Origin of the sequence: Pseudomonas sp. PICF6 (genome assembly GCF_009831705.1) — a bacterium.
In the GTDB taxonomy this organism is placed as follows: domain Bacteria; phylum Pseudomonadota; class Gammaproteobacteria; order Pseudomonadales; family Pseudomonadaceae; genus Aquipseudomonas; species Aquipseudomonas rhizophila.
Genome location: NZ_WUUD01000011.1, coordinates 250,861 through 263,335 on the forward strand (window position 1 = coordinate 250,861; position 12,475 = coordinate 263,335).

Annotated in this window: 12 protein-coding genes; 8 read left to right on the top strand and 4 right to left on the bottom strand. The window is 60.4% G+C overall.

The window, feature by feature from the left end; all coding sequences use genetic code 11:
- Positions 1–534 (top strand): 6-phosphogluconolactonase (gene pgl, locus GSM73_RS04925; RefSeq protein ID WP_256676706.1); only part of this gene is annotated, 534 nt, incomplete at its 5' end.
- A 17-nt stretch (positions 535–551) separates the two neighbouring features.
- Complete coding sequence (locus GSM73_RS04930) at positions 552–1,217, top strand: bifunctional 4-hydroxy-2-oxoglutarate aldolase/2-dehydro-3-deoxy-phosphogluconate aldolase (protein WP_047228354.1); 666 nt, start codon at positions 552–554, stop codon at positions 1,215–1,217.
- Between the two features lie 243 nt (positions 1,218–1,460).
- Here GSM73_RS04930 and GSM73_RS04935 read toward each other — a convergent pair whose 3' ends face one another.
- Both GSM73_RS04935 and GSM73_RS04940 read right to left on the bottom strand, forming a co-directional pair.
- Positions 1,461–2,648 carry an aminotransferase class V-fold PLP-dependent enzyme gene (locus GSM73_RS04935; RefSeq protein ID WP_160891735.1) on the bottom strand — a complete coding sequence of 396 codons (1,188 nt, stop codon included), beginning with the start codon at positions 2,646–2,648 and terminating at the stop codon, positions 1,461–1,463.
- 12 nt (positions 2,649–2,660) lie between these two features.
- Positions 2,661–2,897: a DUF3820 family protein gene (locus tag GSM73_RS04940; protein WP_160891737.1), complete on the bottom strand. Its 237-nt coding sequence runs from the start codon at positions 2,895–2,897 to the stop codon at positions 2,661–2,663.
- 205 nt (positions 2,898–3,102) lie between these two features.
- Here GSM73_RS04940 and GSM73_RS04945 point away from each other — a divergent pair, with 205 nt between their 5' ends.
- From GSM73_RS04945 to GSM73_RS04960, 4 genes are all read left to right on the top strand, one after another.
- Positions 3,103–3,567, top strand: a complete 465-nt coding sequence (locus GSM73_RS04945; RefSeq protein WP_047228351.1) for a PA2169 family four-helix-bundle protein — start codon at positions 3,103–3,105, stop codon at positions 3,565–3,567.
- Between the two features lie 159 nt (positions 3,568–3,726).
- The gene (locus tag GSM73_RS04950; protein WP_160891739.1) at positions 3,727–5,727 is read left to right on the top strand and encodes an FUSC family protein; all 2,001 of its coding nucleotides are present in this window, start codon (positions 3,727–3,729) and stop codon (positions 5,725–5,727) included.
- Positions 5,714–5,920 carry a DUF1656 domain-containing protein gene (locus tag GSM73_RS04955; protein ID WP_047228349.1) on the top strand — a complete coding sequence of 69 codons (207 nt, stop codon included), beginning with the start codon at positions 5,714–5,716 and terminating at the stop codon, positions 5,918–5,920. Before GSM73_RS04950 ends, GSM73_RS04955 begins: the two co-directional genes overlap by 14 nt.
- A 10-nt stretch (positions 5,921–5,930) precedes the next feature.
- Positions 5,931–6,794 carry an HlyD family secretion protein gene (locus tag GSM73_RS04960; RefSeq protein WP_047228348.1) on the top strand — a complete coding sequence of 288 codons (864 nt, stop codon included), beginning with the start codon at positions 5,931–5,933 and terminating at the stop codon, positions 6,792–6,794.
- Positions 6,795–6,948: 154 nt separating this feature from the next.
- Here the strand turns inward: GSM73_RS04960 and GSM73_RS04965 are convergent, their stop codons facing one another.
- Positions 6,949–7,419, bottom strand: a complete 471-nt coding sequence (locus GSM73_RS04965) for a MaoC family dehydratase (protein ID WP_003184579.1) — start codon at positions 7,417–7,419, stop codon at positions 6,949–6,951.
- A 40-nt stretch (positions 7,420–7,459) separates the two neighbouring features.
- Complete coding sequence (locus GSM73_RS04970) at positions 7,460–8,404, bottom strand: alpha/beta hydrolase (protein WP_160891741.1); 945 nt, start codon at positions 8,402–8,404, stop codon at positions 7,460–7,462.
- A gap of 245 nt (positions 8,405–8,649) precedes the next feature.
- Between GSM73_RS04970 and fadD2 the strand changes: the two genes are divergently transcribed.
- Both fadD2 and fadD1 read left to right on the top strand, forming a co-directional pair.
- Positions 8,650–10,338 (top strand): long-chain-fatty-acid--CoA ligase FadD2, encoded by a 1,689-nt coding sequence (gene fadD2 / locus GSM73_RS04975; protein ID WP_047228346.1) that lies wholly within the window; start codon positions 8,650–8,652, stop codon positions 10,336–10,338.
- 368 nt (positions 10,339–10,706) lie between these two features.
- Positions 10,707–12,398, top strand: a complete 1,692-nt coding sequence (gene fadD1, locus GSM73_RS04980) for a long-chain-fatty-acid--CoA ligase FadD1 (protein WP_076386040.1) — start codon at positions 10,707–10,709, stop codon at positions 12,396–12,398.
- Positions 12,399–12,475 lie beyond the last annotated feature (77 nt).

Genomic DNA, 12,475 nt, shown 5'->3' on the forward strand with positions numbered 1-12,475 from the left:
AGCCTGGCCAAACAGGCGCTGGACTGGTCGAGCGTGGTGGTGAGCCTGGCCGATGAGCGCTGGGTGCCGGTTGAGCACGCTGACAGCAACGCCGGTCTGCTCAAGCGTTACCTGCTCCAAGGTGCGGCGGCGAAGGCCCAGTTCCTGAGCCTCTACAGCGCCAGCGCCGACCTGGAAGCCGCAGCCGAGCAGGCCGATCGTTTGCTGGCCGAGCTGCCGCCCATCGACGTACTGATATTGGGCATGGGCGATGACGGGCACACCGCCTCGCTGTTCCCCGACAGTCCGAACCTGGCTCAAGCCTTGGATGCCAATGGTGCTCGCCGCTGCTGGCCGATGCTGGCGCCCACCGTGCCGCACCAGCGCCTGACCATGAGTCGCGCTTTGCTGGCCTCGGCGAAACACAAAGTGCTGTCGATTTCCGGTCAGTCGAAATTGACCACCCTGAACGCTGCGGTGGCCGGTGACAATGTCGCCGAAATGCCGATCCGCGCGTTTTTGCAACCTACGTTAGAGATTTACTGGTGCCCATGAACCAAGGATCAGCCGCTATGACAAACCCATCCCCGACCGTTTCCATGGCGGACAAAGTTACCCTGATCGACAGCCTCTGCGCCAAGGCGCGGATTCTGCCGGTGATCACCATCGCCCGTGAGCAGGACATCCTGCCGCTGGCCGATGCCCTGGCCGCCGGCGGCCTGACGGCGCTGGAAGTGACCTTGCGTTCCCAATACGGCCTCAAGGCCATCCAGGTGCTGCGCGAGCAACGTCCGGAACTGGTGACCGGGGCCGGTACGGTGCTGGACCGCCATATGCTGGCCGCTGCCGAGGCTGCCGGTTCGCAGTTCATCGTCACCCCAGGCATCACCCGTGATCTGCTGGAAGCCAGCGTCGACAGCCCGATCCCGTTGCTGCCGGGCATCAGCAACGCCTCCGGCATCATGGAAGGCTACGGCCTGGGTTATCGCCGCTTCAAACTGTTCCCGGCGGAAGTCAGCGGCGGTGTCGCGGCTATCAAGGCCCTGGGCGGCCCGTTCGGCGAAGTGAAATTCTGCCCGACCGGCGGCGTAAGCCCGGCCAATATCAAGAGCTACATGGCGTTGAAAAACGTGATGTGCGTGGGCGGTAGCTGGATGCTTGATCCCGAGTGGATCAAGAACGGCGACTGGGCCCGCATCCAGGAGTGCACCGCCGAGGCGCTGGCGCTGCTGGACTGATTGTCTTACCGAACCTTCGTTGGGTGTTCTACGGTTTTACGGTGCGCTTGGTCGGCGCGCCGTTTTTTTTTGCCTGGGTTTTATCGTACCGCGCTGGATGAACGCTGGATTTGTGGCGAGGGGATTTATCCCCGCTGGGGCGCGCAGCGGCCCCGAAACCTGACATCTCGGTGCGTCAGATAAGTTAAGTCCTCCTTGCTGGGCTGCTGCGCCGCCCTGCGGGGATAAATCCCCTCGCCACAACTACATTCGGCTCAGGTTAATCAGCGCCGCAGTCAACCGCTCGATATCCTTCGCCAAGGTGATCAACCCTGGGGTAATGCGAATACACGGCCCGACACTGGTGTTGCGCACCACGGTGAAGATCCCGTAGTCATTGAGCAGTCGATCGGCCATCGCCTGTTGATCGGGCTGGGCGCTGAAGCGCATCGACGTGATGCCACAGTACAGGCGCGGATCGTCCGGCGTTATGATTTCGATCCCCGGTACATCACGCACGGCGTTCACCCACAGGTCGCGCAGATAACTGAGCCGCACGCCCTTGGCCGATGCGCCACCCAATGAGCGGTGCTCCTCCAGGACCAAGGGCAGGGTGAGCAAAGCCGGGATATTGGGCGTGCTGTGGGGCGTTCGCGAGCGCACGTCTGCGGCTGGATAATGATCTTCGTCCATGTCCGGGTCGATGTCGGCCAGCCGTTGCGGTGCGATGTATAAAAAGCCCAGGGCCAGCGGCCCGCCGATCCACTTCTGCAGGTTGAACCCGGCGAATTCGATACCGAGCTTCTTCAGATCGAAATCGATCTGGCCCAGGGCGTGGGCACCGTCGAGAATGATATCGACGCCAAACTCACGGGCGGTTTCGGCAATGGCCTGGACCGGCATCACCAGCCCAGTGAGGTGGTTGACGTAGGTCAGCGCCATCAGCTTGAGGCGCGGGTAACGAATGAACGCTTGGCGATAAGTGCCCACCAGGCTTTCGAAACTGGCGGGGTGCGGGTGGACGAGTTCAATCACCTCTACGCCACGCTGCCGGGCCAGCCAGCGCATTGCGCTTTTGACCGACGCGTATTCCAGATCACAGATCAGCACCTGATCGCCAGGCTTGAGACCGTTGTAGTTGCGAATCAGCGTTTGCAGGGCGTCTCCGGCACTGTTGGCCAGCGCTACGCTAGCGGGGGACGCGTGGATCAGTTGCGCCACTTGCTGGCGAATCGCTTCGCCATGGTCCCGGTCGAAATGCTGGCGCACGTACACCGAGTTACCGCGATTGACGAACTCAATATTGCGTTGGTACTCCTCGACCACGGTCCGGGACATGCGGCCGAAGTAGCCGTTTTCCAGATTGAGCGGCCCATTGGGGTCGACATCGTAGCGACCCACAAAAGTTTCCCAGAAAGCTTCATCGTGGGCGCGCAGGGTGTTCTCGGGCATGGCGTGGCTCAATCAATGTTGGGGCCTGGGTTTGCCGTGTTTGGCACGCAGGGGGTCAAGCAGATCCGACAGACCGTTGTGGTCGATCTCCTGCATCAGCGCCAGCAAACCGCCCAGTTCCCCGTGAGGAAAACCCTCGCGAGCGAACCAGTTCAGGTATTGCCCGGGCAGGTCGGCCAGGATTCGGCCTTTGTATTTGCCGAAGGGCATCTGGCGTGTCACCAGCAGTTCGAGCTTTTCCGGGTTCATAGCAGGGGTCTTGATTCAGTCAGCCTGGAAAATACAGGCATTCTGCATGCAGGCCAAATGACAGATCATGCAAAGAACACGGATACAGTTATCGAGCGATTGATTAACTTATTGATTTTTAATGTTTTTATTTGTGATTGCGGCTGGCACGACCGATGCAATATTCCTTGTAGGTTTTTTATTCACCAAGCAAAGGAATTGAAAAATGACCGACATCAACAAAGAATCCATCTCCGTCCTGAACGACCTGATCGAGACCAGCAAAGATGGTCAGGAAGGTTTCAAGACTTGCGCTGAAGACATCAAGCATCCACAACTCAAGGATTTGTTCGTCCAGCGCGCCGCAGACTGCGCTGCCGCCGCGGCTGAGCTGCAAGCTGCCGTACGGGCCCTGGGTGGCGATCCGGAAACTTCCACCAGCGTTGCCGGTGATATGCATCGCCGTTGGGTGGACGTGAAATCCATGTTCACTGGCAAGGACGAAGAAGCAGTGCTCAACGAAGCCGAGCGCGGTGAAGACCATGCCCTTAAGGCTTACAAAGAAGCCATGGAGAAAATCAGCAAGCACAACCTGGTTGGTATTCGCGATCTGGTTGAGCGTCAGTACCATGGCGTGCAGCGCAACCATGACCAGGTAAAAGCCCTGCGTAACCAGGCGCGCGCCAGCTAAACACGCGCGCTGTACAAAAAACGCCAGCCTGTCTGGCGTTTTTTTATGCCGATCATGTAACGGTGGCTCTGGACTCAAATAGATAGCCAGCTAATAATTGCACCCTCCATCACCCTTTATTGCATCTATCGTTACTGCGTCCCCATAAGAGTTTTTCGCGTGCCCATTACTTTCCAGGCCCTGTTCGCTCCCGACCGCCTCGCTGTGCAATTCGCCGTCAAGACCGTGCTTGGTGGTGGCTTGGCGCTTTGGCTGGCCTTGCGCTGGGGCCTGGAGCAGCCTTCATGGGCGTTGATGACCGCGATCATCGTGGCGCAACCGCTGTCCGGGATGGTGGTGCAGAAAGGTTTGGCGCGATTGGTCGGCACGCTGGTGGGCACCGTCATGTCGGTGGTGTTCATGGGGCTGTTTGCTCAGGCACCGTGGTTGTTCCTACTGGCGCTGGCCGTGTGGCTGGGCTTGTGCACGGCTTGCTCCACACTGCTGCGCAGCGCCTGGTCCTATTCCTTCGTGCTGGCCGGTTACACAGTGGCAATCATTGCCTTGCCGGCCATTTCCCATCCGCTGGGGGTGTTCGATCAGGCCGTGGCGCGCTGTACGGAGATCAGTCTGGGCATTGTCTGCGCCACGGCGGCTAGCGCGTTGCTCTGGCCGTTGCGGGTCGAGCGGCAATTGGCCGATCAGGCCCGTGTCGCCTGGCAGAGCGGCATGCAGGCGGCCCGTGCCACCCTGACGGGCGACGCCCAGGCCCGTAAAGGACTGCTGGAAATCCTCGGCAAGATCGTCGCCGTGGACGCCCAGCGTGAACACGCCTGGTTCGAAGGCAGCCTGGGTCGGCAACGGGCTCGGGCCATCAGCGCTCTGAGCCAGAAACTGTTGATGCTGCTGCGCATCTCCCGCTCGGTTCGGCGGCAATGGAAACAACTCGATCCTGAGGAAGCCGAGGCCCTCAAGCCGTGGATGAGCGAGGTGCAACAAGCCCTCGACGCCGACAGCGCGACCCTGCAAGCCTTGCGACCACGGGTGCTGGATGCATCCCACGATCCACTGATCAGCCCGGCGCAAAGTTATTGCCTGGCCCGCTTCGCCTTGTTGCTCGATACCGCCCTGGCTGCCTGCGCAGCCTTGAAGGCGGTGCAAGAGGGCAGGGAGGCGGTGGATCCGCCGCGCACCCTGGCGCCCCATCGTGACCTGCCCCTGGCCATGGTCTTTGGTGCGCGTAGCGCCCTGGCGTTTCTGGCGGTCGCCTGTTTCTGGCTGGCGACTGCCTGGCCCGCCGCCTCAGGCGCGCTGGTGCTCACCTGCGTGGTGTGCAGTCTGTTCGCCAGTCGCGAAAACGGCGCGCAGATCGGCATGAGTTTTCTTCGGGGAATTCTGTTGGCGGTGCCGACGGCGTTTGTCATCGGTGAGATTTTGCTGCCGCAGTGGAGCAGTTTTGCGATGTTGTGCATGGCCATGGGCGTGCCGCTGTTCCTGGGAGCGCTGGGTATGGCCAAGCCGCAGATTTTCGCCACGGCCACCTCGTTCTGTCTGCATTTCGTGGTGCTGATATCGCCGCTCAACGCCATGAAATATGACGTGGCGGCGTTCTTCAACAATGCTCAAGCGATGATGATCGGTGTGGGTGCGGCGGTGTTGGCCTTCAACCTGCTGATTCTGCGCGATCCGGCCTGGCATAGTCGGCGCCTGCTGGCCGCCACGCTGGATGATCTGGTGCGGTTGACGCGCCGTAGCCTGCGGGGCGCCGAGAGCTGGTTCGGCGGACGCATGGCTGATCGGCTGTTGCAACTGGCGCGGCATTATCCCGAACTGCCGGTGCCGGCGCGTAGCCGTTGGGATGACGGATTGCTTGGCCTGGACATGGGTGACGAGTTGCTGCACCTGCGTTTGAGTCTGGCCGTCGCCCAAATGCCCGACAACCGGGCCCAGCGCCGTTACTTCGATGCGCTGGAACAGGTGCTTGAGCGCGGTCCGGCAGTTGATCAGGCCGAAGCACTCGGCCCGGCGAGCGACGAGTTCCTGAAGGTGTTGTCGATGCAACCGCCCGGCGATGCGCTGAAACTGGCCCAGGGTGCGGTGGTGCAATTGCAGAACAGCTGGCGCGCCTGGTGCCGTCAGCACGAACCTGAACAACGGGAGCACAGCCATGGGCTTGCGTGAGTGGTCGATAGGCGGGGTATTGCTCAGCCCGTTCTTGATTTATGTGGTGCTGGCCTTGCTGGTGACCGGTGGGCTTCGCCTGTTGCTCAGCCTCGTGCCGGCCGGGCGCTGGATCTGGCATGAAGCCTTGTTCGACTGCGCCCTGTATGTCTGTGTCCTGACTGTTATTACCGTGGTCCTCGGACCGCTATAAGGAGTTGAACATGCGTACTTCCGTACGTGTTGCCGTCACGCTGAGCGTGGTGGCCGTGGCGATCTTCGCCGGGTTTCATCTGTGGCAGTACTACATGCTCACGCCCTGGACCCGGGATGCGCGGATTCGCGCCGACGTGGTGGTGATCGCCCCCGACGTGTCAGGTTGGGTGCGCGAGCTCAAGGCGGTGGATAACCAGCAGGTCAAGGCCGGCGATGTATTGCTGAGCATCGACCGCGAACGTTTCGAGGCCGCGCTGGAGAAAGCTCGGGCGGTGGTCCAGACCCGGCAGCAGCAACTGAGTTTGCGTGAACACGAAGCCAGTCGACGCGCCGCTCTGGGGCCCCAGGCTATCAGCGCCGAGTTGCGGGAAAACGCCCAGATCAACGCCGGCATCGCCCGGGGCGAACTGCGCGAGGCCCAGGCCGAGGCCAAGGTCGCCGAACTCAACCTGGCCCGCAGCCAGGTCCTGGCCCCACGGGGCGGCCATATCACCAACCTGCGCCTGGCCGAGGGCAACTACGTGAATGCCGGGCAACCGGTCATGGCGCTGATCGACGATTCAACGTTTTATGTGCAGGCCTATTTCGAAGAAACCAAACTGCCCAGGATCCGCGTGGGCGATCCGGTCAAGGTCTGGTTGATGAGCGCCGGTCATGCCCTGCAAGGCCACGTCGAAAGCATCAGCCGCGGCATTACCGACCGCAATACCAATCCCGATGCGCAGTTGCTGGCGGAGGTCGAGCCGACCTTCAATTGGGTGCGCCTGGCCCAGCGGATTCCGGTGCGGATCAAGCTGGACAAGGTGCCTGAAGGGGTAAACCTGAGCGCGGGGATGACGGCGAGCGTGCAGGTGCGTGAAGACTTGCAATAACTTTGTGGCAAGGGGATTTATCCCCGCTGGGGCGCGAAGCGGCCCCAATATCTCAAGACCTCTGAGGTGTGTCTGCCCGAGCGCAGGGGGCTGCTTCGCAGCCCAGCGGGGATAAATCCCCTCGCCACAGGTCATTCACTTTAGATAGTGGTAATCAGCCGACAGTAATCGCCGGCAGCGTCGGCAAGGTCACGGTCTGCTGCTTGCGTGGCGCGAGGATTTCCGCTTCGCCGTCCACCACCAGCTCATCGCGCTGATTGAACACGCGAGTGGCAATGCGTACGCGAAATTTCGGCAGTTTCTCAAGGATCTCCAAGCGCACGGTCAGGGTGTCGCCAATCTTCACCGGCTTCTGGAAGCTCATCTGCTGGCCGATATAGATGGTGCCCGGCCCAGGCAGCTCGCAGGCCACCGCCGCGCTGATCAGCGCACCGCTGAACATGCCATGGGCGATGCGCTCCTTGAACATGCTCGCCGCAGCGAATTCGGCATCCAGGTGCACCGGGTTGTGATCGCCCGACATGGCGGCGAACAGCTGGATGTCGCGCTCTTCGACGGTCTTGCTGTAGCTGGCGGTCTGGCCGACTTCGAGGGCTTCGTAGGGGATGTTGGTAACCTGGGTCATCTATCAAATCCTGTGACGAGTAAAGGAAAACGCTGCAAACCTATTCGCTGCGTGGCGGTCGCTTGTGACTCAGGGCCTGGGCAATCCAGGCCAGCACGTCGGCCGTCACTTCATCGCGGTTGGTTTCATTGAACAGTTCGTGCCGGGCTTGCGGGTAAATCGTCAATTGCAAGTGCTGGCTGCCGGCGCCGCGCAGGGCGTCGGCCAGATCCTTGAGACGTTTGCCTTCACTCACCGGATCACATTCACCGCCGATCACCAGCAGGGGCAGGCCCGGATCGATCTGGGCGAGATTGGACGCTTTGCTGATCTGCTGCAACCCGCCGAGCAGGTCGACCCACAACTGATTGGTGCAACGAAAGCCGCACAGCGGGTCGAGGCGGTACTTGTCGACCTCGGCCGGGTCGCGGCTGAGCCAGTCGAAGGGGGTACGCGTGGGTTTGAGTTTCTTATTGAAACTGCCGAAGGACAGCCACTCGATCAGGGCGCTGCGGCCCTTTGGGCCCTGGCGCATGCGCTCGAAACAGGCGATCAGGCGCGCGGCACGATAGAGCGCCACGGGCTGGAAATTCGAACCGCTGAGAATCGCCCCGTGCAGACTGGCGCTGTGATGTAACAGGTAACCCTGGGCGATGTAGCTGCCCATGCTGTGACCCAGCAACACGATGGGAACATCGGGGTGTTGCTGGCCGATGTGTTGATTGAGGCTGGCCAGGTCGCCGACCACCTTGGCCCAGCCATCCTCGTCGGCAAAATGGCCGAGCGTCGCTGCTTCGCCGGTTTTGCCATGGCCGCGCAGGTCCGGCGCGTAGACACCGTAGCCTGCATCGCACAGCGCCCGGGCCAGACGCGCGTAGCGGCCGCTGTGTTCGGCCATGCCGTGGGCCAGCATGATCACCGCTTCAGGGGCGGTTTCAGGCAGCCACTGATTGACGAACAGGCGGGTGTGGTCGGTGGCGGTGAGCATGAACGTTTGGTGGATCATGGTCATTCCTTTACTCACGGGCATACACAAGGGCAAACACAGCGTCGCTGCATTGTATAGCGCATCCGTTGCGTCTCGCCTGATCAAGTCACGTTACGTTAGTCGTGGCAGGTAGATTCACACAATCTATGAAGCAGGTTGCCATATTTGCCTGATTGGCCATAGCTGCTAGTGTCCCAAGAGCACCGCCTGTGCAAGAGCCACAGAAGCGGCCCGGACACGTTCAGGTAAAGAGGATAAAAACAATGCAGCCTGATTTCTGGAATGACAAACGCCCGGCCGGCGTGCCCCTGGACATTGACGTGGGGGCCTACAAATCGGTGATCGAGGTGTTCGAGCGTTCCTGCAAGAAATTCGCCGACCGTCCGGCGTTCAGCAACATGGGGGTTACCCTGACCTATGCCGAACTCGAGCGCTACAGCGCTGCCTTCGCCGGTTACCTGCAAGCCCATACCGACCTGGCGCCTGGCGATCGTATCGCGGTGCAGATGCCCAATGTCCTGCAATACCCCATCGCCGTGTTCGGTGCCTTGCGCGCCGGGCTGATCGTGGTCAACACCAACCCGTTGTACACCCCGCGGGAAATGCGCCACCAGTTCAAGGACTCCGGCGCCCGGGCACTGGTGTACATGAACCTGTTCGGACAGAAAGTCCAGGAGGTGCTGCCTGACACCGATCTGCAGTATCTCATCGAGGCGAAGATGGGCGACCTGATGCCCACTGCCAAGGGCTGGCTGGTCAATACGCTGGTGAGCAAGGTCAAGAAGATGGTCCCTGACTATTCGCTGCCCCAGGCCGTTTCCTTCAAGAGCACGTTGCGCCTGGGGCGGGGCCATGGCATCAAACCGCTGAAAGTCAGCCTCGAGGACATCGCGGTGCTGCAATACACCGGCGGCACCACCGGCCTTGCCAAGGGGGCGATGCTGACCCATGGCAACCTGGTAGCGAACATGCAGCAGGCCCGGGCATGCCTGGGCCAGTTCGGCGACGACGGCCAACCGTTGCTGCGCGAAGGCCAGGAGGTGATGATCGCGCCGCTGCCGCTGTACCACATCTATGCCTTCACGGCGAATTGCATGTGCATGATGGTCACCGGTAACCACAACGTGCTGATCACCAACCCGCGGGACATCGGTGGCTTTATCAAGGAGCTGAAGAACTGGCGTTTTTCGGCGCTGCTGGGGCTCAACACGCTGTTCGTGGCGTTGATGGACCATCCGGATTTCAAGACCCTGGATTTCTCCAGCCTCAAGCTCACCAACTCCGGTGGCACTGCGCTGGTCAAGGCCACGGCCGAGCGTTGGGAACAGCTCACCGGCTGCCGTATCACCGAAGGCTATGGCCTGACCGAAACCTCGCCGGTGGCCTGCACCAACCCCTACGGCACCAAGTCCCGGCTGGGCACGGTGGGGCTGCCGGTGCCGGGCACGCTCATGAAAGTGGTCAGCGACGACGGCGCCGAACAGCCACTGGGCGAGCGCGGTGAGTTGTGCATCAAGGGCCCGCAAATCATGAAAGGCTACTGGAACAAACCCGAAGCCACCGCCGAGGTGCTGGACAGCGAAGGCTGGTTCAAATCCGGTGACATCGCGGTGATCGACCCGGACGGTTTCGTGCGCATCGTCGATCGCAAGAAAGACATGATCATCGTCTCGGGTTTCAACGTATACCCCAACGAAATCGAAGACGTGGTAATGGCCCATCCGAAAGTTGCCAACTGCGCGGTGATCGGTGTGCCGGACGAACGTTCGGGGGAGGCGGTGAAACTGTTCGTGGTGCCACGCGAAACGGGCGTCAGCCTTGAGGAGCTCAAGGCTTACTGCAAGGAGAACTTCACCGGCTACAAGATACCCAAGCACATCGTGCTGCGAGAGTCGTTGCCGATGACGCCAGTGGGCAAGATATTGCGGCGGGAGTTGCGGGATATCGCCTGAGGCCGGCCATCCTTTGGAATAAACCCTGTGGGAGCGAGCCTGCTCGCGATGGCGGTGTATCAGTGACAGAGATGTCGACTGAGGCGCCGCCATCGCGAGCAGGCTCGCTCCCACGGTTTTTATGTATTCGCAGTGATTAACCAGTGCTTAGTATTTTTACTCTAAAAATGACCACTGCATATTCTTGAGTCATATTTATGACTATAGGGGCCACTTTTGGCTCTAGGCGACCCTTGGCAAAGCTGCTACTCTCGGCGCGCTTTTGTGACTTCTCGGCGTTGAATTAGGCCAGATTCACCAATAAACACACACCAATAATAATCGCATCAAATGCGGTGAGAATTCGCGTTGCTGAGGAGTGGGCTTCCATGATCGAAGACTTTTGGAAGGATAAGTACCCAGCTGGGATTGCTGCCGACATCAATCCAGACGAGTATCCGAATATTCAGGCGGTGTTGAAGCAGTCCTGCCAACGCTTCGCCGACAAGCCGGCATTCAGCAACCTGGGCAAGACAATTACCTACGGGGAACTGTATGAATTGTCCGGTGCCTTTGCTGCGTATCTGCAACAGCATACCGACTTGCAGCCTGGCGATCGAATCGCCGTGCAACTGCCCAACGTTCTCCAGTACCCGGTTGCCGTGTTCGGTGCGATTCGCGCCGGCCTGATCGTGGTCAACACCAACCCGCTGTACACCGCGCGGGAAATGGAACACCAGTTCAATGACTCCGGCGCCAAGGCGCTGGTGTGCCTGGCGAACATGGCGCACCTGGCCGAGGCTGTGGTGCCCAAGACGGGCGTCAAGCATGTGATCGTCACCGAAGTTGCCGATTTGCTGCCGCCACTCAAGCGTCTGCTGATCAACAGCGTGATCAAGTACGTCAAGAAGATGGTCCCCGCTTATCACTTGCCCAAGGCCATCAAGTTCAACGATGTGCTGAGCAAGGGCCACGGCCAGCCAGTGACCGAAGCCAACCCCACCAGTGACGACGTGGCCGTGTTGCAGTACACCGGCGGCACCACTGGCGTGGCCAAGGGCGCGATGCTGACCCATCGCAACCTGGTGGCGAACATGTTGCAGTGCAAGGCGCTGATGGGGTCCAACCTCAACGAAGGTTGCGAGGTCCTGATCACGCCGCTGCCGCTGTATCACATCTACGCTTTCACCTTCCATTGCATGGCGATGATGCTGATCGGCAACCACAATATCCTGATCAGCAACCCGCGCGACCTCCCGGCGATGGTCAAGGAACTGTCGAAGTGGAAGTTCAGCGGTTTTGTCGGCCTCAACACGTTGTTCGTGGCCCTGTGCAACAACGAAGCCTTCCGCAACCTGGATTTCTCGGCAATGAAGGTGACGTTGTCCGGTGGCATGGCCCTGCAACTGGCGGCGGCCGAGCGCTGGAAAGAGGTTACCGGCTGCCCGATCTGCGAAGGTTATGGCATGACCGAAACCAGCCCGGTCGCCACGGTCAATCCGATCCAGAAAATCCAGATTGGCACCATCGGCATTCCGGTGCCGTCGACGCTGTGCAAGATTATCAATGACGCTGGCGAAGAACTGCCATTGGGCGAAATCGGTGAACTGTGTGTGAAAGGTCCACAGGTCATGAAGGGCTACTGGCAGCGCCAGGACGCCACCGACGAGATCCTCGACAGCGAAGGCTGGCTCAAGACCGGCGATATCGCGCTGATCCAGCCGGACGGCTACATGCGCATCGTCGATCGCAAGAAAGACATGATCCTGATCTCCGGTTTCAACGTATACCCCAACGAGCTGGAAGACGTGCTGGCGACCCTGCCGGGCGTCCTGCAGTGCGCGGCCATCGGTGTACCGGACGAAAAATCCGGCGAGGCAATCAAGATTTTCATTGTGCCCCGCCCGGGTGTCACGCTGACCAAAGAGCAGGTGATGGAACACATGCGCGCCAACGTCACGGGCTACAAAGTGCCCAAGGCGGTGGAATTCCGCGACGCGCTGCCAACCACCAACGTGGGCAAGATCCTGCGACGCGAGTTGCGTGATGAAGAACTGAAGAAGTTGGGTCTGAAGAAGTAAAACCGCTGCCTACATTAAGCCCTGCAGCCATACGGATTGGTTACAACCGAAACTGGGCAAAATCCAGGTTGGTGCCA